Annotated in this window: 20 protein-coding genes; 11 read left to right on the top strand and 9 right to left on the bottom strand. The window is 71.7% G+C overall.

Going from position 1 to position 23,078, the window contains the following annotated elements; all coding sequences use genetic code 11:
• Positions 1 to 102 precede the first annotated feature (102 nt).
• The 4 genes from metX (at position 103) to ACEN8D_RS04385 (ending at position 4,716) form a co-directional block, all read left to right on the top strand.
• Complete coding sequence (gene metX, locus ACEN8D_RS04370) at positions 103 to 1,305, top strand: homoserine O-acetyltransferase MetX (RefSeq protein ID WP_413398753.1); 1,203 nt, start codon at positions 103 to 105, stop codon at positions 1,303 to 1,305.
• A 148-nt stretch (positions 1,306 to 1,453) separates the two neighbouring features.
• On the top strand, positions 1,454 to 2,611 hold the full coding sequence (locus ACEN8D_RS04375; RefSeq protein WP_071296181.1) for a sensor histidine kinase: 1,158 nt from the start codon (positions 1,454 to 1,456) through the stop codon (positions 2,609 to 2,611).
• Positions 2,608 to 3,930 carry a hypothetical protein gene (locus ACEN8D_RS04380; protein ID WP_083294960.1) on the top strand — a complete coding sequence of 441 codons (1,323 nt, stop codon included), beginning with the start codon at positions 2,608 to 2,610 and terminating at the stop codon, positions 3,928 to 3,930. The genes ACEN8D_RS04375 and ACEN8D_RS04380 overlap by 4 nt, the downstream gene beginning before the upstream one ends.
• Positions 3,931 to 4,044: 114 nt before the next feature.
• Entirely contained in the window at positions 4,045 to 4,716 is a 672-nt protein-coding gene (locus ACEN8D_RS04385; RefSeq protein WP_070416359.1) for a response regulator, read from the top strand.
• Positions 4,717 to 4,886: 170 nt separating this feature from the next.
• On the opposite strand, the gene ACEN8D_RS04390 is transcribed toward ACEN8D_RS04385, so the two are convergent.
• The 4 genes from ACEN8D_RS04390 to ACEN8D_RS04405 form a co-directional block, all read right to left on the bottom strand.
• Entirely contained in the window at positions 4,887 to 6,152 is a 1,266-nt protein-coding gene (locus ACEN8D_RS04390; RefSeq protein WP_413399672.1) for an MFS transporter, read from the bottom strand.
• A gap of 261 nt (positions 6,153 to 6,413) precedes the next feature.
• Positions 6,414 to 6,593, bottom strand: a complete 180-nt coding sequence (locus ACEN8D_RS04395; RefSeq protein WP_139199272.1) for a hypothetical protein — start codon at positions 6,591 to 6,593, stop codon at positions 6,414 to 6,416.
• A gap of 94 nt (positions 6,594 to 6,687) precedes the next feature.
• Entirely contained in the window at positions 6,688 to 6,996 is a 309-nt protein-coding gene (locus ACEN8D_RS04400; protein ID WP_413399670.1) for a thiamine-binding protein, read from the bottom strand.
• Complete coding sequence (locus ACEN8D_RS04405) at positions 6,993 to 8,270, bottom strand: hypothetical protein (protein WP_413399669.1); 1,278 nt, start codon at positions 8,268 to 8,270, stop codon at positions 6,993 to 6,995. The genes ACEN8D_RS04400 and ACEN8D_RS04405 overlap by 4 nt, the downstream gene beginning before the upstream one ends.
• A gap of 64 nt (positions 8,271 to 8,334) precedes the next feature.
• Between ACEN8D_RS04405 and ACEN8D_RS04410 the strand changes: the two genes are divergently transcribed.
• Complete coding sequence (locus ACEN8D_RS04410; RefSeq protein WP_413399668.1) at positions 8,335 to 9,045, top strand: YceI family protein; 711 nt, start codon at positions 8,335 to 8,337, stop codon at positions 9,043 to 9,045.
• 97 nt (positions 9,046 to 9,142) lie between these two features.
• On the opposite strand, the gene ACEN8D_RS04415 is transcribed toward ACEN8D_RS04410, so the two are convergent.
• Positions 9,143 to 10,030, bottom strand: coding sequence for an ADP-dependent NAD(P)H-hydrate dehydratase (locus tag ACEN8D_RS04415; RefSeq protein ID WP_413461504.1), 888 nt, complete (start codon positions 10,028 to 10,030; stop codon positions 9,143 to 9,145).
• Here ACEN8D_RS04415 and ACEN8D_RS04420 point away from each other — a divergent pair.
• The 4 genes from ACEN8D_RS04420 to ACEN8D_RS04435 all read left to right on the top strand — a co-directional run bounded on the left by ACEN8D_RS04420 (position 10,029) and on the right by ACEN8D_RS04435 (position 14,309).
• A complete protein-coding gene (locus ACEN8D_RS04420) occupies positions 10,029 to 10,670 on the top strand; it encodes an HAD family hydrolase (protein ID WP_309888798.1) in 642 nt (213 codons plus the stop codon). The genes ACEN8D_RS04415 and ACEN8D_RS04420 overlap by 2 nt on opposite strands.
• On the top strand, positions 10,667 to 11,749 hold the full coding sequence (locus ACEN8D_RS04425; RefSeq protein ID WP_413399355.1) for an NADH:flavin oxidoreductase/NADH oxidase: 1,083 nt from the start codon (positions 10,667 to 10,669) through the stop codon (positions 11,747 to 11,749). Before ACEN8D_RS04420 ends, ACEN8D_RS04425 begins: the two co-directional genes overlap by 4 nt.
• Positions 11,750 to 11,895: 146 nt before the next feature.
• Entirely contained in the window at positions 11,896 to 13,275 is a 1,380-nt protein-coding gene (locus ACEN8D_RS04430; protein WP_413399354.1) for a hemolysin family protein, read from the top strand.
• On the top strand, positions 13,272 to 14,309 hold the full coding sequence (locus ACEN8D_RS04435) for a hemolysin family protein (protein ID WP_070416367.1): 1,038 nt from the start codon (positions 13,272 to 13,274) through the stop codon (positions 14,307 to 14,309). Before ACEN8D_RS04430 ends, ACEN8D_RS04435 begins: the two co-directional genes overlap by 4 nt.
• 305 nt (positions 14,310 to 14,614) lie before the next feature.
• On the opposite strand, the gene guaB1 is transcribed toward ACEN8D_RS04435, so the two are convergent.
• A complete protein-coding gene (guaB1, locus tag ACEN8D_RS04440; protein WP_070416368.1) occupies positions 14,615 to 16,054 on the bottom strand; it encodes a GMP reductase in 1,440 nt (479 codons plus the stop codon).
• A 212-nt stretch (positions 16,055 to 16,266) separates the two neighbouring features.
• On the opposite strand from guaB1, the gene ACEN8D_RS04445 reads away from it, so the two are divergent.
• Positions 16,267 to 20,016, top strand: a complete 3,750-nt coding sequence (locus tag ACEN8D_RS04445) for a multifunctional oxoglutarate decarboxylase/oxoglutarate dehydrogenase thiamine pyrophosphate-binding subunit/dihydrolipoyllysine-residue succinyltransferase subunit (RefSeq protein ID WP_175475879.1) — start codon at positions 16,267 to 16,269, stop codon at positions 20,014 to 20,016.
• A 19-nt stretch (positions 20,017 to 20,035) separates the two neighbouring features.
• Here the strand turns inward: ACEN8D_RS04445 and ACEN8D_RS04450 are convergent, their stop codons facing one another.
• Genes ACEN8D_RS04450 through ACEN8D_RS04460 form a run of 3 tightly spaced genes read right to left on the bottom strand, consistent with a single transcriptional unit; the run spans position 20,036 to position 21,589 of the window.
• Positions 20,036 to 20,476, bottom strand: coding sequence for a GNAT family N-acetyltransferase (locus ACEN8D_RS04450; protein WP_309888810.1), 441 nt, complete (start codon positions 20,474 to 20,476; stop codon positions 20,036 to 20,038).
• A gap of 52 nt (positions 20,477 to 20,528) precedes the next feature.
• Positions 20,529 to 20,771: a zf-HC2 domain-containing protein gene (locus ACEN8D_RS04455; RefSeq protein WP_070416370.1), complete on the bottom strand. Its 243-nt coding sequence runs from the start codon at positions 20,769 to 20,771 to the stop codon at positions 20,529 to 20,531.
• Positions 20,768 to 21,589, bottom strand: a complete 822-nt coding sequence (locus ACEN8D_RS04460) for a sigma-70 family RNA polymerase sigma factor (protein ID WP_413399205.1) — start codon at positions 21,587 to 21,589, stop codon at positions 20,768 to 20,770. The genes ACEN8D_RS04455 and ACEN8D_RS04460 overlap by 4 nt, the downstream gene beginning before the upstream one ends.
• 126 nt (positions 21,590 to 21,715) lie before the next feature.
• On the opposite strand from ACEN8D_RS04460, the gene aroA reads away from it, so the two are divergent.
• Positions 21,716 to 23,077 carry a 3-phosphoshikimate 1-carboxyvinyltransferase gene (gene aroA, locus ACEN8D_RS04465; protein ID WP_495601170.1) on the top strand — a complete coding sequence of 454 codons (1,362 nt, stop codon included), beginning with the start codon at positions 21,716 to 21,718 and terminating at the stop codon, positions 23,075 to 23,077.
• Position 23,078: the final 1 nt, after the last annotated feature.

Below are 23,078 nucleotides of genomic sequence, written 5' to 3' on the forward strand. Positions count from 1 at the left end.
CGCGCCCGCGAGCACCCGCGACCCGCCGCAGTGGACCCGCGACGCGCCGGACGTGACGTAACACTGGCGGCCCGCGCCGCGCCTCCCGGCAGACTGGACCCGATGGACTGGCAGACGACCCCCGAGGACTCCGTGCCGTCCACCCTCGTGCCCGGAACCGAACTCGGCACGCTCGGCAAGCCCCCGGTGACCGGCGCCTGGCGCCCGGGCGACCACCCCGGCTCCCGGCACTTCGCGTCCCTCGGTGAGCATTGGGTGCGGGGTGGACGCATCCCCGCCGTGCGCGTGGCGTACGAGACCTGGGGCACGCTCAACGCCGACCGCGACAACGCGGTCCTGGTGTTCCACGCGCTGACCGGCGACTCGCACGTCGCCGGAGCACCCGGTCCCGGACACCGCACCGCGGGCTGGTGGGGCGACGTCGTCGGCCCCGGCCGGGCGATCGACACCGACCGGTGGTTCGTCGTCGCACCGAACATGCTCGGCGGCTGCCAGGGCACGACCGGGCCGTCGTCGGTGTCGCCGGACGGCCTCGAGTGGGGATCCCGCTTCCCGTTCGTCACCGTGCGCGACCAGGTGGCGGTGCAGGCGCAGTTGGCCGACCGGCTCGGCATCGACGTCTTCGCGGCCGTCGTCGGCGGGTCGATGGGCGGCATGCACGCGCTCGAGTTCGCCGTCACCCACCCTGCACGGGTGTCCCGGCTCGCGGTGCTGGCGAGCACGGCGCAGACCACCGCCGACCAGATCGCCGCGAACTCGCTGCAGCGCGCTGCGATCCAGATGGACCCGGCGTTCGCGGGCGGCGACTACTACGAGGCCGACGCCGGCGAGGGCCCCCACCGCGGGCTGGCGCTGGCTCGGCGGATGGCGTTGATGACCTACCGGGCGTCCGACGAGCTGAACGGCCGGTTCGCCCGCTCGTGGCAGAGCGACGTCTCGCCGCTCGGCGACGACGGCCGCTTCTCGGTCGAGAGCTACCTCGACTTCCACGGCAACAAGTTCACCCGTCGGTTCGACGCGAGCTCCTACGTGACGCTCACCCACGCGATGGACTCGCACGACGTCGGAGCCGGTCGGGGCGGGATCGCGGCGGCGCTGGCGCAGGTCACGGCCCGCACGCTCGTGGTCGGGGTGTCGAGCGATCGGCTGTTCCCGATCGAGGACCAGCACCGCATCGCGGCCGGCGTGCCGGACACCCTCGACGGTGACCGCGCGGCCGTGATCGAGAGCGAGTTCGGGCACGACGGGTTCCTGATCGAGCACGAGGCCGTGGGGGCGCACCTCCGGCGGCTCTTGGACGCATAACGCTTGCAATGACGATCGCGGAACCATCCGACACGGGATGGCGCGCCGAACACCCCCCAACGGGTGTCGCGCGTGGAATGATGGCGTGGTGCCCAGCCTGAACCAGGCTCGGTTTTCCCTCAGCCACACCGCCACGACCAGGACACCGATGGACTTCATCGCACAGGAACGCGACCGCTTGCTCCGGTCGACGACCCGTGTCGTCGGCATCGTCTGCGCCCTGGTGTCGGTCGTCGCGGTGATCTGCGCCCTCGCGGTCCCGGTCGTCCCGCTGCTCGGCGGGCTCGCCTGCATCGCGATCATGATCGCCGGCTTCCTGGTCTTCGGGTGGAACGGCTCGGTGTGGTGGACGGCCCTCATCCTCGCCTCCGGCCTCGGCGCGCTCGCACTCCTGCTGCTCGGCGTCGACGAGACAGCGCGTCCGATCATCGCCTCCGCGGTGGTGCCCCTCGCCGCCGGCAGCATCTCGGCACCGCTCATGTCCCAGCGCGGGAAGCCCGTGGGACTCGGGCTGACCATCGTCGCCGGCGCGGCCGTCGTCGTCGCGATCGTCTGGGCGAGCGGCAGCGTCCTCGCCGCCCCGGTCACCGGCGCGCTGCTCGGGTGGGTGCTCATCGCCGTCGTGACGATCTGGATCTCCCGGAGCATCCCGCGCGTCGCCCGCCGGATCTACAGCATCGGCACCGCGCACCGCGCTGAACGCCAGGCGAGCGAGACCGAGGCGCAGCGACGACAGGGTGCCCGGCTCCTGCACGACACCGTGCTCGCCACGCTGACCCTCCTCGCGCACTCCGGCGTGGGCGTCTCCGAGCAGGCGATGCGTGAGCAGGCCGCCGAGGACGCCCGACTCCTCCGCCACCTCCGCCTCGGTGCGACGCCGCAGCCGCAGCAGTCCGGCGACTACTCGCTCACCCGCGAGGAAGAGTCCCCGCTCGGCCAGACCCTCGAGTCGGTCAAGCAGCGCTTCGGCCGCATGGGCCTCGAGGTGAGCTGGCACGGCACCGGGCAGGTCCTCCTGCCGTCGAACGTGCTCGACGCCTTCCTGCTCGCGCTCGGCGAGTGCCTCGAGAACGTCCGTCGGCACGCCGGGGTCGGCGAGGCGCACGTCACGATCGTGCACGACAACGAGATGGTCCGCGCGATGGTCACCGACTCCGGCGTCGGCTTCGACCTCACCCACGTCAGTGCCGAACGGCTCGGCTTCAAGGAGAGCGTGGTGAACCGCCTCCGCGAGGTCGGCGGCGACGCGAAGCTCTTCTCCGCGCCGGGATCCGGCACGACCGTCGTCCTGGAGGCCCCCAGATGAGCCGCGTCCCCGAGGACACCATCAGCCGCGGGCTCCCCGGCGAGACCGTGCAGCCCGCTCCGCGGACCCGACGGGAGGCGCGGGAGCGGTACCGGGGCAGCGAACGTCGACAGGCGCGCGGCCTCCCCTCCACCTCCACCGGCGCGCGCTCGCTGCGGCAGGCCGCCAAGCCCGGCGCCTCGCTCGGCGCCGGCTACCTCGGACTCGGCGCCGCGGTCCTGACCGGTATCGAAGCCGTCGCGGGGATCGTCTTCTTCCTCATCCGCTGGACGGAGTTCACCGACCCGTGGCTGCCCGCGGCCGCCTGGGCGCTCTACCTCGTCGCCGCCGTCGGGGTCGGACTCAGCCTGCTCACGTACGGCGAACGACTGACCGGGCTCGCCTTCGCGCTGATCTGCGTCGTCCTCGGCTGCGTCGTGACGCTCGACTTCATCGGCATCTGGCCCGAGCACGACATCGCCCACTCGGCGTCCGCGTCCGTCGCCGCCGGCTTCGCGCTCCTGCCCGTCGCGACCCTGCGCCCGGCCCGCGAGGTCGCCGCCGCCATCGCCGTCCTCGGCCTCGCGTTCGTCGGGATGGCGGTCGCCTCGACGCCGATCACGAGCGACACCCTGCCCGCGATCGTGTCCACCGTGGCGCTCGTGACCGTCCCGCCGTCGATCGCGCTCTTCGTGGTGCACCGGTTCCGCCAGCTCGTGCAGCGTGAACTCGACCGGGTCCTCGTGCAGAGCAACGTGCAGGCACCGCAGTTCGCCGTGGGCATGCTCGCCTCCGACGAACTCGCCCGGCTCGACCTCGCCGCCGAGAAGCTCCTCGACGCCGTCGCCAACGGCAGCGACCCCCTGCCGCTCTCGGACGCGTCCGCCTCGGTCGCCGCCTCGCTCGCCACCGAGCTGCGCCTGCACCTCATCGAGGGCCGCCGCGAGACCTGGCTCTACCACGCGATCACGGAGTCCGACAACCTCGGCCGCTCGGTCAGCGTCGCGGATCCGCAGTCGCTCGCGGGCCACCTCTCCCCCGCGCAGCGCGACGGCCTGCTGCAGACGCTCTGGCAGATGGTCGGCGACGGCAAGCAGACCCAGGCCGGATCACCGGTCGTCTCCGTGACGCTCGGCCCCGTCGGCTCGGACGGGCACCCCGTCACCGACGAGACGATGGACGTCCCGGTCGTCTTCGAGTCGCGCGGTGTCCCCCGGCGTCGACTCGGCCCGACCGCGTGGAGCGCCCTGCAGCGGATCGGCCCGTACCAGGACTCCGTCCGCGACGGCGTCCTGCACGTCGTCGCGCACTGCGTCGTCGACCGACATCCGTCGATGTAGTCGTCGCACGGAACCGGCTGGCCCGACTGCCGGACACCCTGACCAGCCTGCCCGTGCCCCGTGGTCCGTCCCCCTAGGATCGGCCCACGACCGCCCCCGAGAAAGGACGCCACCATGGCGACTCCAGAGGAACCGATCCGACTCGCACTCGTCGACGACCACAGGATGCTCCTCGGCGCGCTCACCGAGTGGATCCGGAACGCAGCCGACGACATCACGCTCGTCGCCGCCGTCACCACCTGGCCCGAGCTCCTCACGAGCCCGGCGTTCCCGGTCGACGTCGTGCTGCTCGACCTCGACCTCAAGGACTCGATCCCGGTCTCGCTGAAGATCTCGACGCTCAAGACCGCCGGTGTGAAGACCGTCGTGATGAGCACCTACTCGGAGCCGAACGTCGTCCGCGAGGCCCTCGCCTCCGGCGCCCTCGGCTACCTCGTGAAGAGCGAGGACGCCGAGATGATCGTCGAGGCCATCCGCTCCGCCCAGCGCGGCGAGCAGTACGTCTCCGCCGAGCTCGACCTGGCGATCAACAGCGGTGACGTCGGTGGCGTTCCGAAGCTCAGCGCCCAGGAGCGTCGCGTCATGGCGCTGTACGGCGGCGGCGAGCCGGTGAAGAGCGTCGCGTACCAGCTCGGCATCTCCGAGGAGACCGCGAAGAGCTACCTCAAGCGCATCCGCGAGAAGTACCGCGTCGCGGGCTTCGACGTCGGCACGAAGGTGGCGCTGCGGAAGCGCGCGATCACCGACGGCATCATCGTCCAGGACGGCAGCCCGCTGGGCCTGTAGTGCGCCGCACGCGCCGCGCCACGCGCCACGCGCGCTTCGTGAGCAGAAGAGGTCGGGTCCCGTCACGGGACCCGACCTCTTCTGCTCACGATCGGCGGTCTACCGCACCGTCGACGGACTGGAGGCGCGGTGCGGGGCCGCCCCGCGCCTCCTGGCCGGTGAGACTCGCGTCAGCCCAGCGGGACGGGCGCGGTGATCGGGCCGGTGGTCGGCGACGACGACCGGAGCGACGCACGGCGGGTACTGCGGCGCTCGGCGCCGTAGCTCACCATGGTCATGAGGACACCGAGCAGCGCGAGCACGATGCCGAGCCATCCCGGCGCCGTGAAGCCGAACCCGGCAGCGATGACCGCGCCGCCCAGGGCCGCACCGATCGAGTTGCCGATGTTGAACGCCGAGTGGTTGAGCGCCGCCGCGATGGTCCGTGCATCTCCGGCGACGTCCATCAGGCGGGACTGCACGGCCGGCGGGATCGCGGACGAGGTCGCACCGAGCAGGAACGCCCCGAGGAAGACCCCCCACACCCACTGCGCGGTGAGGACGGTGACGAGCAGGGCGCCGATCAGCGCGAACATGCCGACGTAGATCGTGCGCTTGACGCTGTGGTCGGCCAGGTGCCCGCCGAGCACGCCACCGACGACCATGCCGATGCCGACGACCACGAGGACGAGCGGCACGAAGGACTCCGACAGCCCGGTGACGTTCTGCACGAGCGGCGAGATGTACGAGTAGACCGCGAAGAAGCCGCCGAAGCCGACGGCTCCGAGGCCCATGACCATCCAGACCTGCGGCACGCGGAACGCCCGGAGCTCGCGGCCGATCGTCGCGTGCTCGTCGCGGGTGCTGCGCGGCACGAAGGCCCACACCGCGAGGAACGTCAGGGCGAACAGGACGGCGACGACGCCGTACGCGATGCGCCAGCTGGCGACCTGCCCGACCCAGGTGATCGCCGGCACGCCCACGACGTTCGCGACCGACAGGCCGAGCAGCACCATCGCGATGCCCTTGCCGCGCTTGCCCGGCCCCATGATGTCGCCCGCCACGATGGACGCGATGCCGAAGTACGCACCGTGCGGGAGTCCCGCGACGAACCGTGCCACGAGCACGAGGCCGAAGGACGGCAGGATCGCGCTCGCGACCGTCGCCAGGACGAACCCGACGAGCAGCACGAGGATCAGGCCCTTGCGCGGGAACTTCGCCGACATCGCCGCGATCGTGGGGGCACCGACGACGACACCGAAGGCGTACGCGCTCACGAGCCAGCCCGCGTGCGCGATCCCGGCGTCCGGGTCGAGGCCGTACTGGCGCGGCAGGAGCGCCTCGGCGATGTTCGGCAGGAGCCCCATCGCGACGAACTCGGTCGAACCGATGGCGAACCCGCCGAGGGCGAGGGCGATGAGCGCGAGTGCACGACGCGCAGGCGTGAGCTGGGACATGGTGCCTGTTTCGGGACGGGAGGAGCGGGACGGGTTCCGGACGTCGACTCGCGTGAGTCGGCTGGGACCGTCGGTGCGCGTGGTCACCGCACCGTGCCCCCGGCCCGGGGATCGCGGACGGTGCGACCGGTGTCGGGCGGAGGGTGGTCCTGGTTCAGCGGCGAACGTGGACGACCGGCCGCCGAGAGCGACCGGTCCCAGCAGTGTAGACCGCTCCAAAGGCCGAACGGAAGTCGCTCGGCCGAATCGATTCGACCCGCGTCAGGCGGCGCGACGCTCCGGCTCCGCGTGGGCCGCGACGACGAGCCCCGGGAGTTCGTCACGGTGGACCCACCCGGCGCCGCACTCGGTGCAGCTCGCCCAGGCGGTGTCGCCGTGCTCGTCCGAGTCGATGACGACCGTTCGCAGGTCGCAGTCGGGGCACCAGCCGTCGTGCATCATCACGTGCTCCTCGTCGTCGTGCGGACGCGTTCCGTCCGACACCGACAGGACACACCCGACCACCGACATCCGTGGGAGGCGCTCGGCGTGTCGCTCAGTCGTCGAGCGCAGCCTCGAGCCGCTCGAGCTTGCCGTCGATCTCGCCGGTGTGCCCCGGGCGGATGTCGGCCTTGAGCACGAGGGACACCCGCGTGCCGTACGCCCCGACGGCCTCGGTGGCGCGCTTGACGACGTCCATGACCTCGTCCCACTCCCCCTCGACCTCGGTGAACATCGACGAGGTGCGGTTCGGCAAGCCGCTCTCGCGGACGAGCCGCACGGCGGCCGCGACGGCGTCGTGCACGGACCCGTCCGAGCTCGCGGAGGGACCACCGGACGGGGCGACGGAGAACGCGACGATCATGCGTCCATCCTGCCCCCTGCCGGGACGACCGGCACAGCGATGGCACGGGCCCGCACGCCGAGCTGGACGATCGCGACGACGCTCCAGACCAGCACCCCGACCTCGAGCGCGTTCCGGAGCGTGAGGACCGCGAGCACCCAGGGCTGCACGGTGAGCACCTGGTCGTAGAACCCGGGGTAGATCACCTGCGTCAGCAGCGCCATCGGGATCGCCGCGACGGCGACGGGCAGGAAGCGCCGGGCGCTCGGACGACCGGCGACGAGCCCCCACACGATCGGCACGGCGAACCACCCGATGTACTGCGGCGACCCGACCTTGTTCGCGGCGACCAGCGCGGCCACCAGGAGCAGTGCCAGCAGCGGCGCGGCCTCGGCCCGGTGCGCGCCGCGGTGCACGGCCCAGAGCGCGAGCAGCACCCCACCGACGACGACCACGGCCATGAGCGGCGTCGACACCGCGGCTGCCGCGTTCGTCCCCGCGCCGGACACCTCGAACGTCAGGATCTGCTGGTCGTAGTAGACCGCGGCACCGGGGACGCCGAGCGCCGCCGCCCACATGAAGGGGGTCGCGAGCGGCGCCTCGATCTGCAGCGCACGGCCGCTCTGCTGTCCCACGAACGAGAGCAGGTGGGCCGCACCCCCGTACAGGACGTCGACGAGGACGATGAGCGCCGTGAGCACGAGTGCGCCGACGAGCACCCCGCGGCGGTGGCCACGGCGGAGCAGCAGGAGCACGCCCACGAGCGCCGCGGGCCACACCTTCGTCCATGCGCCGGCGGTGAACAGCACCGACGCGACGGCCGGCCGCGACGCGACGAAGGCGACCCCGACCAGGGCGAGCACGGTCGCGACGGTGTCGATGCGCCCGAGGCCGATCGGTCCGAGAGCGAGCAGGAAGGCGAGCCACCACCACACGACGCGCACGCCGAGCCCGCGGAAGCGCCACAGGAACGCACAAGCGACGGCGTCGAGCAGGACCATGAGCACGAGCCACCCGGTGCCGATCGAGGCCACACCCCCGACCGCTGCTGCCGCCATCGGCACGATCGCGAGGATCGGGTACACCCAGTCCTCGTCGATCCCGACCCAGAACCCGGACAGGTGGCCGGTCTCGATCCACCGCCGGTAGGTGATCGTCACGTCGCCGAGCGGCAGGTTGCCCGACACGGTCGTCAACCACCAGAGGACCGCGTGCACGGCGACGAACGCCACGACGAAGACCGCGACCTCGAACCACCGCGAAGCCCACACCGGCCGCTGCACCGTCCTCTGCACCGGACGAGCGTAGCGGCACGTCCGTCACAGGTTCCCCCGAGCATGACGTGTCACCGTTCCCCTCGTGACCTCCGACACCCCGCGCACGCGCCGCAGAGCCGTCATCTGGATCGCGGTCGTCGCCGCGGTCGTCGTCATCGGCGTCGTCGCCGCGATCGTCGGCACGAACCTCTACACGAGCAGCGAGAACGCCAAGGCCTCCGCCGCCCCGAGCGTCGCCGCGAGCCGCGCCCCGTCCACGCTCGACGCCGCGGACCTGTCCGGCGCATGGACGGTCGGCGGGGACTCCGAGGCCGGATACCGCGTCCACGAGGTCCTGAACGGCTCGGACGTCACCGTCACCGGGCGCACCGACAGCGTCACCGGCAGCGCCACCGTCGACGGCACCGCCATCACGAAGGCGACCATCACCGTGCAGGTCGCCGACATCGCCACGGACTCGGCCCAGCGCGACTCCTACTTCCGCGACTCCGCGCTCGACACGTCGGCGTTCCCCACTGCGACCTTCACGCTCACCGAGCCGATCGCGGACGCGGTCCCGTCCGGCTCCGGCACGACGAAGGTCGAGGCCACCGGGGACCTCACCCTGCACGGCGTCACGAAGTCGGTCACCGCGACGCTCGAGGTCGGGCTGAACGGCGACGGCGTCGACGTCTCCGGCTCGATCCCGATCACGTTCTCGGATTTCGGCGTGCAGGCCCCGAGCCTCGGCTTCGTGCAGGTCGACGACGCGGGTGCGGTCGAGTTCCTCGTGCACGCCACCCCCGCGAGCTGACGCGCACGACGCGCGTCACGCCCCGGACGTGACCACCTGACGGCCAGGAGGCGCGGTGCGGGCCCGCACCGCGCCTCCCGTCCGTCGCCGCTCGCGGCTACCCCCGGGCGTCGCCCTCGACGACGAGGTCGCGCACCACGCCCGGCAGCTGCTCGACCAGCGCCGCCATCGTGAACGGTCCGCCTCCGGACGCCCGTCGCGCAGCGATCCCGTGCACCACCGCAGCCGAAGCGGCCAGGTGTGCCAGGTCGGACGGCGACAGCGACGACCCGGTCGCCTCCGCCGCTCCCTGCCGAGCCGCCACGAGCGCCCCGAGCACCCCGCCGAGGACGTCGCCGGCTCCGGCGGCCGCGAGCCACGGCGTCGCCGACGAGGCCACGAGCCGCACCGACCCGTCGGGTGTCGCGACGTGCGTGGCGGAGCCCTTCAGGAGCACGACGCTCCCGGTCTGCGCGGCGGCCCGGAGCGCGGCCGCGGCCGGGTCGTGCTCGATCGACTCCCGCGACTCGTGCAGGACGCCGGCGAGCTCCCCCGCGTGCGGCGTCAGCACCGCGAGGGGCCCGAGCTCGACGAGCGGGATCGCCCCGGCGTCGACGACCACGGGGACCCCGTCGTCCGAGGCGTGCCGGAACCCGTCCGCCGTCACGTCGTCCAGGTCGTCGAGCGAGCCCGCCGAGATCCCGGAGCCGACGAGCCACGCCTGCACCCATCCGACCCCCGTGACGACCTCGGGACGCCGCGCGAGCACGTGGTCCGACGCGCGGGACGGTCCGACGTACCGGACCATCCCGACGCCGGTGTGCACGGCGGCGTCGACGCCGAGCACGGCGGCACCCGGGTACTGGTCGGAGCCGGTCGCGACGCCGAGGACACCCCGCCGGTACTTGGTGGAGTCGCCGTGCGGGGCGGTGGTCCAGGCGGCGGCGTCGGTCGGGGCGAAGGGGACGAAGTCGTTCACGAGACGCCACGTTACGGTGGAGCGCATGAGCCTGTTCCTGCCCGGTCGTGTGGTGGTCTTCGACTACGGCGAGGTGATCAGCCGGACGCCGCACGCCTCGCGGGACGCCCTCGTCGCGGCGACCGGTGTGCCGGCGGACGAGCTCTTCCCCGTCTACCAGGAGCTCCGGCACGACCTGGACCGCGGCGACCTCTCCGTCGTGGACTACTGGCGGGCGATCGCCGAGCGCACCGGCCGGACCTGGCGCATCACCGACATCCACCGGTTCTGGGCGATCGACTTCACCGGCTGGTTCGAGGTCGAGCCGGAGACCCTCGCGATCGTCGAGGAGCTGCACGACGCCGGCACCCGGGTCGCCCTGCTGTCGAACGCCGGGTTCGACTTCGGTGACCCGTACCGCCGGTCCCCGATGGGGTCCCTGTTCGAGACCGTCGTGGTGAGCGCCGAGGAGCACGTCCTGAAGCCGGACGCCTCGATCTACCTGGACACGTGCGCGCGCCTGGGAATCGACGCCGCGCAGATGGTGTTCGTCGACAACAGGGCCGAGAACGCCGCCGGCGCGGAAGCGATCGGGGCGGTCGGCCACCACTACACGTCGCCCGCCGGACTCCGCGCGTTCCTGCAGGAACTCGCGACCAGGGCGACCGCCGAGAAGGAGCCCGCGTGACGCACGCCTTGTTCGAACCGATCACCATCCGCGACCTGACCGTCCGCAACCGCATCTGGGTCTCCCCGATGTGCCAGTACTCGGTCGAGGCGCAGGACGGCGTGCCGACGCCGTGGCACCTCGTGCACCTCGGCGGCTTCGCCAAGGGCGGTGCCGGAGCGGTCGTGGTCGAGGCCACGGGCGTCGTGCCGGAGGGGCGGATCAGCCCGCAGGACCTCGGGCTCTGGAACGACGAGCAGCGCGACGCGTTCCGCCCGATCGTCGACTTCATCCACTCGCAGGGCGCCGCCGCGGGCGTCCAGCTCGCGCACGCCGGCCGCAAGGCGTCGACGTTCCGCCCGTGGGAGTCGACGCACGGCTCCGTCCCGGCGGACCAGGGCGGCTGGAACACCGTGGGACCGTCCGCGGTCGCTTTCGACGGGTACGCCGAGCCGCGCGAGCTCGCCCCCGAGGACATCCGCGTGGTGGCCCTGGCGTTCGCCGCTGCCGCTCGACGCTCGGTCGAGGCCGGCTTCGACCTCGTCGAGATCCACGCCGCGCACGGCTACCTGCTGCACCAGTTCCTGTCGCCGTTGAGCAACCACCGGACCGACTCGTACGGCGGCTCGCTCGAGAACCGCGCCCGCGCCCTGCTCGAGGTGCTGGACGCCGTCCGTGCCGAGGTCGGCGCGGGCTTCCCGGTCGTCGTCCGCTTCTCGGCGACCGACTGGACCCCGGGCGGCCTGACGCTCGAGGAGACCACGCAGGTCGCGCGCTGGGCCGCCGAACACGGTGCCGACCTCGCCGACGTCTCGACCGGTGGCAACGTCGCGAGCGCCCCGATCCCGGTCGGCCCGGGCTACCAGGTGCCCTTCGCCGACGCGATCAAGCGCGACGCCGGCATCGGCACGATCGCGGTCGGCATGATCTCGGAGGCGTTCCAGGCCGAGCAGATCGTGGCGACCGGCCAGGCGGACGTCGTCATGGTGGGCCGCGAGTTCCTCCGAGACCCGGGCTTCCCGCTCCGCGCCGCCGTCGAGCTCGGCGTCTCCGTGGACTACGAGCCGCAGCAGTACCACCGCGCACGCGTCACGGCGTAGGCCGTTCTGTACGTTCTCTCGGCTTGGCAGCGCGCCAGGCAGTACGATTGCCTCACTGTGGACGATCCCCCGAACAGTTCTTCGCCTCACTCATCCGCCGCTCACTCGGTGAGCTGCACTGCCTCGCGCCCTGCGGGAGGTGAATCATGAGTCCGATCGACATCGTCATGCTGATCGGCGGCATCCTGCTGACACTCGGCACCGGTGTCTTCGTCGCGTCCGAGTTCGCGCTGGTCAACCTCGACCGCGCCGACGTCGAGGCCCGACGAGACCGCGGTGAGACCGGCCTCGTACCCGTCATCGGCGCGTTGAAGGTCACCTCGACGCACCTCTCCAGCGCGCAGCTCGGCATCACGCTGACGACCCTGCTGACCGGCTACCTGCTCGAGCCGTCGATCGCCAAGCTGCTCGAAGCGCCGTTCCTCGCGATGCGGCTGCCCGAAGCGATCGTCGAGACCGTCGGCTCGATCGTGGCGCTCGTCATCGCGACCCTGTTGTCGATGATCCTCGGTGAGCTCGTGCCGAAGAACTTCGCGCTCGCGCTCCCCCTGCAGACCGCGAAGCTCGTCGTGCCGCTGCAGATCGCGTTCACCACGGTGTTCAAGCCGGCCGTCGCGGTGCTGAACGGCACCGCCAACGCCGTGCTCCGGGCGATGGGCATCGAGCCGCAAGAGGAACTGTCCGGTGCGCGCAGCGCCGAGGAGCTCACCTCATTGCTGCGCCGGTCCGCGTCCGAGGGTTCCCTCGAACAGGACACCGCGACGCTGCTCGAACGGACGATCTCGTTCTCCGAACTGAGCGCCAGTGACGTGATGACCCCGCGTCCCCGGCTCTCCACGATCCGCGTGTCCGAGTCCGCCGACGACGTCATCGCGCTCGCCCGGAAGACCGGGTTCAGCCGCTTCCCCGTCATCGAGGAGGACGCGGACGACGTCGTCGGCATCGTGCACGTGAAGCAGGCCGTCGCCGTGCCCCGCGAGAAGCGCCCCGAGGTCCCCGTCGGCGCCCTCATGACCGACGCCGAGCGCGTCCCCGAGACCATGCCCGGCGACACGCTGCTCGCCGAGGTCCGCGGTCGCGGCTACCAGATGGTGATCGTCGTGGACGAGTACGGCGGCACCGCGGGGGTCGTGACGCTCGAGGACCTCATCGAGGAGATCGTCGGCGAGGTGTCCGACGAGCACGACCGTGCACGGATCGACGTCGTCCGGTCGCGCAACTGGCTGACGTTCCCGGGGCTCCTCCGCCCGGACGAGCTCGAGGACCGCGCCGGCGTGAAGGTCCCCGAGGACGGCCCGTACGAGACCGTCGGCGGGTTCATCATGTCGACCCTCGGGCGGCTCCCGGCCGTCGGTGACGAGGTACCGCTCGAGGACGGCGTGTTCCGCGTCGAACGCCTCGACGGGCGCCGCATCGACCGGATCCGATGGACGCCCACACCGCCGGAGACCCCGGCGACCGGCATCATCATCCCGGCCACGAAGACCACGGCCTCGAAGGCCACTGCGAAGGGCGGCACCCGATGAGCTCCGACTGGTGGGGCATCTTCTGGCTCGTCGTCCTCCTGATGGGCAACGCCTACTTCGTCGCGGCCGAGTTCGCCGTCATCTCCGCCCGCCGCTCGCAGATCGAGCCGCGGGCGGAAGAGGGCTCGCGCGCCGCACAGATGACGCTCTGGGCGATGGAGCACGCCACCCGCATGCTCGCCACCACCCAGCTCGGCATCACGGTGTGCTCGCTGCTCATCCTCAACGTCTCCGAGCCGGCGATCCACCACCTGCTCGAGGTCCCGCTGCACCTCACGGGCTGGAGCGTCGAGGTCATCGGCGTCGTGGCGTTCGTGTTCACGCTGCTGCTCGTGTCGTTCCTGCACGTGGTGTTCGGCGAGATGGTCCCGAAGAACATCTCGTTCTCGATGCCCGACCGTGCGGCGCTCCTCCTCGTGCCGACGCTCTGGTACATCGGCCACGGCCTGCACTGGGTCGTCGTCGGCCTGAACGAGGTCGCGAACGCCGTGCTCCGGCTCTTCCGGGTCGAGCCGAAGGACGAGGCCGTGAGCGCGTTCACCGTCGAGGAGGTCCAGACCATCGTCGAGCAGTCCCGCCGCGAGGGCACCCTCACCGACGACGGCAAGCTCGCCCTGGCGTTCGAGTTCACCGAGAAGAAGGTCAAGGACGTCGCCGTGCCGATGGCCGAGCTCGTCACCCTCCCCGAGGACGCCACCCCCGGTGACGTCGAGCGGGCCGTGGCCCAGCGCGGGTTCTCGCGGTACGTGCTCGTGGCCGAGGACGGCTCCCCCACGGGCTACGTGCACGTGAAGGACGTCATCGACCTCCGACCGGACGAGTACGACGACCCGGTGCCGCCGAAGCGGATCCGGCAGCTCATCTCGCTGTACACGGAGATGGACCTCGAGGACGCCCTCGCGACGATGCGCGCCGCCGGTCGTCACGTGGCGCGGGCGTTCGACGCCGAGGGCCGGACGCTCGGTGTGCTCTTCCTCGAGGACATCCTCGAGGAGCTCGTCGGCACCGTCGAGGACGCGACCCGACGGCGCTGACGCGCGCACCTGCAGACGGCGCCGCCCCTGCCGCCAAAGCGACAGCCTGCCGCCGAGCGGCACCGCCCCTGCCGCCAAAGCGACAGAACCCCGCGGGAACCCGGCGGCAGCCTGTCGCTTTCGCAGCCCGCGACGGACGGGAGGCGCAGATCCGGACCGGCACCGCGCCTCCCGTCCATCCGTAGCCGCGACCACCCCGCCAAACCGACAGAATGCCGCCGAGCGGCACCGCCTCTGCCGCCAAAGCGACAAAACCCCGCGGCGCCGAGTCTCGCCGCCCCCGCGCGCGGCGCGTCGGCGCTGCGCTACCAGCTGACGGGGAGCGGCTTGCCCTCCTCGTAGCCGGCGGCCGACTGGATGCCGACGAGCGCCCGCTCGGAGAACTCCGCGAGGGACGACGCCCCCGCGTACGTCGCCGAGCTGCGGACACCGGTGGTGATCATGTCGAGCAGGTCCTCGACGCTCGGCCGCTCCGGGTCGAGGTAGATCGTCGACGACGAGATCCCCTCGGCGAAGAGCGCCTTCCGGGCCCGCTCGTAGGGGTCGAGGCGCTCGAAGCGCTCCCGGACGGCCTTGGCACTGGCCATGCCCCAGCTCTCCTTGTAGGCCTTGCCCGCGGCGTCGCGCCGGAGGACTCCGGGCGCCTCGAGCGTGCCCGCGAACCACGAGCCGATCATCACGGCGGACGCGCCAGCGGCGAGGGCGAGCGCCACGTCGCGCGGGTACCGGACGCCGCCGTCGGCCCACACGTGCGCGCCGAGCGACCGGGCCGCGGCGGCGGTCTCGAGCACGGCGGAGAACTGCGGGCGACCGACGGCGGTCATCATGCGCGTGGTGCACATGGCGCCGGGTCCGACGCCGACCTTGATGATGGTCGCGCCGGCCTCGACGAGGTGGGCGACCGCGTCGGCGGTGACGACGTTGCCCGCGACGAGCGGGATGTCGAGGCCGAGGGCGGCGACGGTGCGGAGGGCGCGGAGCATGCCCTCCTGGTGTCCGTGCGCGGTGTCGAGGACGAGCACGTCGACGCCGGCGGCCGCGAGGGCCTGTGCCTTCGCGGCGACGTCGCCGTTGATGCCGATCGCAGCGGCGACCCGCAGGCGTCCGGACGCGTCGACGGCGGGCCGGTAGATGTCGGAGCGGATCGCGCTGGTCTGGCTGACCGTGCCGACGACCTTGCCGTGCCGCATGACGGGCGCGAAGTCGACCTCGGCCGCGGTCAGCACGTCGTACACGTGCCGGGGCGTACCGGCGTCCTCGGCGTCGATCGCGGTGGAGGCGCCGTGCAGCAGGTCGCCGAGCGTGGCGTCGGGACCCGCGTCGCCGAGGCGCCCGGCGGGGACGCAGCCGAGGTACTCGCCGGCGGCGTCGCGGACGACCACGCCCCGTCCCGCGACGGGCAGGAGCTGCTCGAGGGCCTCGGCGACCGTGGTGTGCGCGCCCATGTCGTAGGCGGTGTCGAAGTCGACCGGCTGGTCCTTGACCCAGCGGATCGCGGCGTCGAGGTCCTGCAGGTGCATGTCCTGCGGCAGGACGCCGAGGCCGCCGCGCCGGGCGAGCGTCGCGGCGAGGCGCGGTCCGGTGACCGAGTTCATGTTGGCGCTGACGATCGGGATGGTCGCACCCGACCCGTCGTTCGCCGAGAGGTCCACGTCGAACCGGCTCGTCACCGCCGACCGGCTGGGGACGAGGAAGACGTCGGAGTAGGTCAGGTCGTGTGTCGGCCGCGTCTCGTAGAACCTCATGGGCCCCACTGTACGGCTCCGCAGGGTGGCCGGTCTGGGCGGCTCGGCACGCCTCCGGTGCGACACGCGCGACACCCGGTCGGGAGGCGCGACCCGCCTCCGCCTGACACCGAACGGTCATCTGCGAGCGGCTAGGCTTGGGACCTGTGCGAGGCAGGGTTGCCACGCACGACACACACGAGCATCTATCGACGGAGAGTGGGCGATCGGCTGTGTCGAGCCATCTGACCGGAACGGACGAGACCGCGGGCGAATTCGGGGCGAACGAGTGGCTCGTCGACGAGCTCTACGAGCAGTTCGTCGCCGACAAGGAGTCCGTCGACAAGTCCTGGTGGCCGGTCCTCGAGAGCTACCACCGCACCCAGGGCGGCGACGCGTCCGCACCGGCTCCGTCCCCCTCCGCCCCCGCTGCTCCGGCCGCCTCGGAGCAGCAGCAGTCCACGACCCAGCAGCCCGCGACCGGTGACGCCCCCGGCGAGGCGAAGTCCGGGCCGATCCAGGCGAAGACCACGTCGCGCCAGCCCACGCCGCAGCCGATCCCGGCCGAGGCCAACGACGAGGCCGACGACCACGAGGAGACCCACGAGGACGTGGCGACCCCGCTCCGGGGCATGGCGAAGACGCTCGCCTCGAACATGGACGCCTCGCTCACGGTCCCGACCGCGACGAGCGTGCGGACGATCCCGGCGAAGCTGATGATCGACAACCGCATCGTCGTGAACAACCACCTGCGCCGGGCCCGCGGCGGCAAGATCTCGTTCACGCACCTCATCGGGTGGGCGATGGTGCAGGCACTCAAGGACTTCCCGAGTCAGAACGTCTTCTACGAGGAGCGCGACGGCAAGCCCTTCGTGGTGGCTCCCGCGCACGTCAACCTCGGCATCGCGATCGACGTCCCGAAGAAGGACGGCTCGCGCTCCCTGCTCGTCCCGAGCATCAAGCGCGCCGAGACCCTCACGTTCGGCCAGTTCCTCTCCGCCTACGAGGACCTCGTCAAGCGTGCCCGTGACAACAAGCTCACGCCGGCCGACTTCCAGGGCACGACGATCTCGCTGACGAACCCGGGCGGCATCGGCACGGTCCACTCGGTGCCGCGCCTGACGAAGGGGCAGGGTGCCATCATCGGCGCCGGTGCCCTCGAGTACCCGGCGCAGTTCCAGGGCTCGGCGGCGAAGACCCTCGTCGAGCTCGGCATCGGCAAGACCATCACGCTCACGAGCACCTACGACCACCGCGTCATCCAGGGCGCCGGGTCGGGCGAGTACCTCAAGAAGGTGCACGAGCGGCTCATCGGCGAGCACGGCTTCTACGAGGGCATCTTCGCGGCGCTCCGGATCCCCTACAAGCCGATCCAGTGGGCGAACGACATCAACGTCGACCTCGCGCACCGGGTGAACAAGACGGCACGCGTGCAGGAGCTCATCAACAGCTTCCGTGTCCGCGGGCACCTCATGGCGGACATCGACCCGCTCGAGTACCGGCAGCGCACCCACCCCGACCTCGAGATCGAGAGCCACGGGCTGACCTTCTGGGACCTCGACCGCGAGTTCGTCACCGGCGGCCTCGCCGGCACGACGAACGCCCCGCTGCGCGACGTGCTCGGGATCCTCCGCGACGCCTACTGCCGCACGGTGGGCATCGAGTACATGCACATCCAGGACCCGGAACAGCGTCGCTGGGTGCAGGCCCACATCGAGGTCCCGTACTCGAAGCCGTCGAAGGACGACCAGCTCCGCGTCCTCGGCAAGCTCAACGAGGCCGAGGCGTTCGAGACCTTCCTGCAGACGAAGTACGTCGGCCAGAAGCGCTTCTCGCTCGAGGGCGGCGAGTCCACCATCGCGTTCCTCGACTCGCTCATCCAGCGCGCGGCGACCGCCGGCCTCGAAGAAGTCGCGATCGGCATGGCCCACCGCGGCCGGCTCAACGTGCTGACGAACATCGCCGGCAAGACCTACGGCCAGATCTTCCGCGAGTTCGAGGGGTCGTCGCTCCCCGGCGCCGTCTCCGGCCAGGGTTCGGGCGACGTGAAGTACCACGTCGGCACCGAGGGCGTGTTCCGCGCCAGCGACGGCACCGCCATCCCGGTGACGATCGCCGCGAACCCGTCCCACCTCGAGGCCGTCGACGGCGTGCTCGAGGGCATCGTCCGCGCGAAGCAGGACCGGCAGGCCCCCGGCACGTTCGGCGTCCTGCCCGTGCTGGTCCACGGCGACGCCGCGATGGCCGGTCAGGGCGTCGTGGTCGAGACCCTGCAGATGTCGCAGCTGCGCGGCTACCGCACCGGCGGCACCGTGCACCTCGTGATCAACAACCAGGTCGGGTTCACCACCCCGCCGGAGTCGGCCCGCAGCTCGGTGTACTCCACCGACGTGGCGAAGACGATCCAGGCGCCGATCTTCCACGTGAACGGCGACGACCCCGAGGCCGTCGCCCGCGTCGCCGAGCTCGCCTTCGCCTACCGCGAGGAGTTCCACCGCGACGTCGTCATCGACCTCATCTGCTACCGCCGCCGCGGACACAACGAGGGCGACGACCCGTCGATGACGCAGCCGCTCATGTACAACCTCATCGAAGCGAAGCGCTCCGTCCGCACCCTCTACACCGAGGCCCTCGTCGGCCGCGGCGACATCACGCAAGAGGAGTACGACGAGGCGCACCGCGACTTCCAGGACCGCCTGGAACGCGCCTTCGCCGAGACGCACGAGGCACAGACCGGCACGATCCCGGTCATCACGGTCGACGATGACGGCGCCGTGCAGGGCCTCGAACGACCGGCAGCGCAGCGCGACGACTCCGAGGTCGAGGTGCACGAGACAGCCGTGTCCGAGGAACTCGTCCGGGCCATCGGCGACGCGCACAGCAACCCGCCCGCGGGCTTCCAAGTGCACCCGAAGCTCCAGCAGCTCCTGTCCAAGCGCACCGACATGACCCGCAACGGCGGCGTCGACTGGGCGATGGCGGAGCTCATGGCCATCGGGTCGATCCTCGTCGAGGGCAAGCCGGTCCGGCTCGCCGGGCAGGACGCCCGCCGTGGCACCTTCGTGCAGCGCCAGGCCGTCTTCCACGACCGGGTGAACGGCCAGGAGTGGCTGCCGCTCGCGAACCTCACCGAGGACCAGGCCCGCCTGTACATCTACGACTCGCTGCTCAGCGAGTACGCGGCGATGGCGTTCGAGTACGGGTACTCGGTCGAGCGTCCCGAGGCCCTCGTCCTGTGGGAGGCGCAGTTCGGCGACTTCGCGAACGGCGCCCAGACCGTCATCGACGAGTTCATCTCCTCCGCCGAGCAGAAGTGGGGACAGCGCTCGGGCCTCGTGCTCCTGCTCCCCCACGGCTACGAGGGCCAGGGACCGGACCACTCGTCGGCGCGCATCGAGCGGTACCTGCAGCTCTGCGCCGAGGACAACATGGTCGTGGCCCGGCCGTCGACCCCGGCGTCGTACTTCCACCTGCTGCGACGTCAGGCGTGGGAGCGGCCGCAGAAGCCGCTCATCGTGTTCTCCCCGAAGGCGATGCTGCGTCTCCGCCAGGCGACGAGCCCGGTGGACGCGTTCACGAGCGGCACCTTCTCCGAGGTCCTCGACGACGACCGCGTGACCGACAAGTCGGCGGTGCGCCGGGTGGTCCTGCACTCCGGCAAGGTGCACCACGACCTGCGCGCCGAGCTCGACAAGCGCGGCGCCACCGACGTCGCCCTCGTCCGGCTCGAGCAGCTCGCCCCGCTCCCCCTCGAGCAGATCCTCCAGGTGCTCGCGGGCTACCCGGGCGCCGACGTCGTGTGGGCGCAGGAAGAGCCGGAGAACCAGGGCGCCTGGCCGTTCGTGTGCATGAACCTGTCGCCGCACCTCGACGGTCGGCCGCTGTCGGTCGCCGCGCGTCCTGCGAGTGCCGCGCCGGCCACGGGGTCGTCGAAGCGCTCCGCACAGGAAGCGACCGACGTCATCACGCGAGCGCTGGGCTGACGCCCGACGCCGGGGTGCGCTACGCGATCTTCGTGTAGCGCACCCCGGCGTCGTGGTACCCGCGCTTCTGGTAGAACCGGTGCGCGCTGTCCGTGGCCGCAGCACTGACGGCGCTGAGGCGACGCGCGCCCTGCTCGACCGCCCATGCTTCGAACGTGCCGATGAGCGCCGAACCGGTGCCGAGCCTCCTGGCCGACTCGTCGACCACCATCAGCAGCAGCTGCGCCGTCGGCTCGTCGCTCGCGTACGCCCACGTGACCTGCGCGCCGGCGACCGCGATCGCACGACCGTCGTCGTCCCGCACCACCCAGGTGCGGTGTCCGGCCTCGGGCGTGAGCCGCTCGAGGCGGGCGCGCATGGGGGCGTCGTCGACCTCGTGGCCGAGCAGTCGGACGAGGGCGGCGACGTCGGCGACGTCCGTGTCGGACCAGGTGGTGATCGACTCGACGGAGAGGGTCATGCCCGCGACACTACCGACAGCGCCGTGCGTGTGACGACGGCTGCCAGGACGTTCAGTGGGTGGCCTGCTCCAGGCGGATGCGGGCGAGGATCTCGGTGCGGAGTTCCTCGGGTGCCGTCTCCTTGCACGCACGACGGACCGTCTCGATGAGGACGACGCCGACGCGGTGCTCGGTCGTGCAGTCCTCGCAGTCGTCCATGTGCTCACGGATGTCTGCCGCGTCCTCGCGGCAGAGCTCCCCGTGCAGGAACTCCTCGAGCTCGGCCTTTGCCTTCGAGCAGTCGCAGCCGCTCATCGCGCTTCCTTCCCTTCGACGCGGCTCGACGCCGCGGCAACCTTCCGGCCTCGTCCGCGCATCGTCGCCGTCGACGCTGCGTCCGGGACGATGCCGGTCTCACGTGCGTGGTCGGCCAGGAGCCCGCGGAGGAGCCGGCGGCCACGGTGGAGGCGGCTCATGACCGTTCCCACGGGGGTCTTCATGATGTCGGCGATCTCCTGGTAGGAGAACCCCTCGACATCGGCGAAGTAGACGGCCATCCGGAAGTCCTCCGGGATGGCCTGCAGCGCGTCCTTCACGGCGGAGGACGGCAGGTGGTCGATGGCGTCGGCCTCGGCGGAGCGCGCCGAGATCGACTGCGTCACGCTCTCCGCGCCGCCGAGCTGCCAGTCCTCGAGCTCGTCGATCGTGCCCTGGTACGGGTTGCGCTGGTTCTTGCGGTACGTGTTGATGAACGTGTTCGTGAGGATGCGGTACAGCCAGGCCTTGAGGTTCGTGCCCTGCTTGAACTGGCGGAACGCGGCGAAGGCCTTGACGAAGGTCTCCTGCACGAGGTCGGACGCGTCGGCCGGGTTGCGGGTCATCCGCATCGCGGCACCGTAGAGCTGGTCCATGAAGGGCAGCGCCTGGTCCTCGAAGAGGGAACGGAGCTCGGCCTCGGAGACGGTCTTCGCGTCGACGACGTCGACCACGGTGGCCTCGTCGTCGCTGGCCTCGTCCTCTCGGTCGCTGGCCTCGTCCTCGCGCAGTGCTGCTTCTTCGGACACCGCGTCGAGCTGCGCCTCGGTCTCCTCGACCAGGTCGTGCGGTGCTGCGTGCGGTTCGTCGGTCGTCATCGCCGTCGAGTCTAGGCCGACGGTGCTCCCGAGCGTCGTCGGCACGGCGGGCAGAGTCGTCCGCGGTCGTGCGAGTGTCGCTGTCGCCACTGATCCTCCCGGTGCGTTCAGTACCCTTGTGAACCGATGGCAGTCACGACGCATTCCCAGTCCCGGACCGAGCCCTGGATCGCCCCGCTCGCGCGGGGTCCGCTGCACGGTGACGTGTCGCTGCCCGGGTCGAAGTCGCTCACCAACCGCGAACTCGTGCTCGCTGCCCTCGCCGACGGTCCGTCGACCATCCGGCTGCCGCTGCACTCGCGCGACTCGGCGCTCATGGTCGAGGCGCTCCGGCAGCTCGGCGTCGGGATCGACGAGGTCGCGCCGGCGCCCGGTGCGACCCCGAACCCCTACGGCCCCGACCTCCGCATCACACCGGCGCCGATGCACGGCGACGTGCGGGTGGACTGCGGGCTCGCCGGCACCGTGATGCGCTTCCTGCCGCCCCTCGCCGCCCTCGCGGTCGGGCCGGTCACGATCGACGGCGACCCGTACGCGCGCAAGCGGCCGATGCACGCCGTCATCCAGGCGCTCGTCGACCTCGGCGTGGACGTCACCGACGACGGCGGCGGCGCGATGCCGTTCTCCTTCACCGGCACCGGCTCGGTCCGCGGCGGATCGCTCTCGATCGATGCCTCGGCCTCGTCGCAGTTCGTCTCCGGGCTCCTGCTCTCCGCCCCGCGCTTCGACGAGGGCCTGCACCTCACGCACGTCGGCGAGCGCCTGCCGAGCATGCCGCACATCGAGATGACCGTCGCCGCCCTTCGTGCCCGCGGTGTCCGGGTCGACGAGCCCGCGGTCGGCGAGTGGGTCGTGCACCCCGGTCCCATCGCTGCCCGCGACGTCACCATCGAACCCGACCTGTCGAACGCCGCGCCGTTCGCCGTGGCGGCGCTCGTCGCCGGCGGCACCGTCCGCATCCGCACCTGGCCGACGGCGACGACCCAGGTCGGTGCCGACCTCGAGCGGCTCCTCCCCCTGTGGGGCGCGACCGTCACGCGGGACGGCGACGACCTCGTCTTCGACGGCGGCGTCGGGGTCCGGGGTGGCGCCTCCCTCCCGGGTCTCGAACTCGACCTCAGCCGCGGCGGCGAGCTCGCGCCTGCCCTGGTCGCGTTGGCGGCCCTGGCCGACGGCCCGTCCGAGATCACCGGGATCGGCCACCTGCGTGGGCACGAGACGGACCGTCTCGCCGCGCTCGCGTCGGACGTCAACCGTTCAGGAGGCGCGGTGCACGAGCTCGACGACGGCCTCCGCATCGACCCTGCCGCGCTCCACGGCGGCGACTGGGCCGCGTACGACGACCACCGGATGGCGACGGCCGGCGCGGTCGTGGGCCTCGTCGTCGACGGCGTCGCCGTCGACGACATCGGCTCGACCACGAAGACGCTGCCGCAGTTCCCCGAGCTGTGGGCGGCCCTGGTCGCGACCGGCGACGAAGGGGTCTGAC

This window comes from Curtobacterium sp. Curtsp22 (assembly GCF_059492135.1).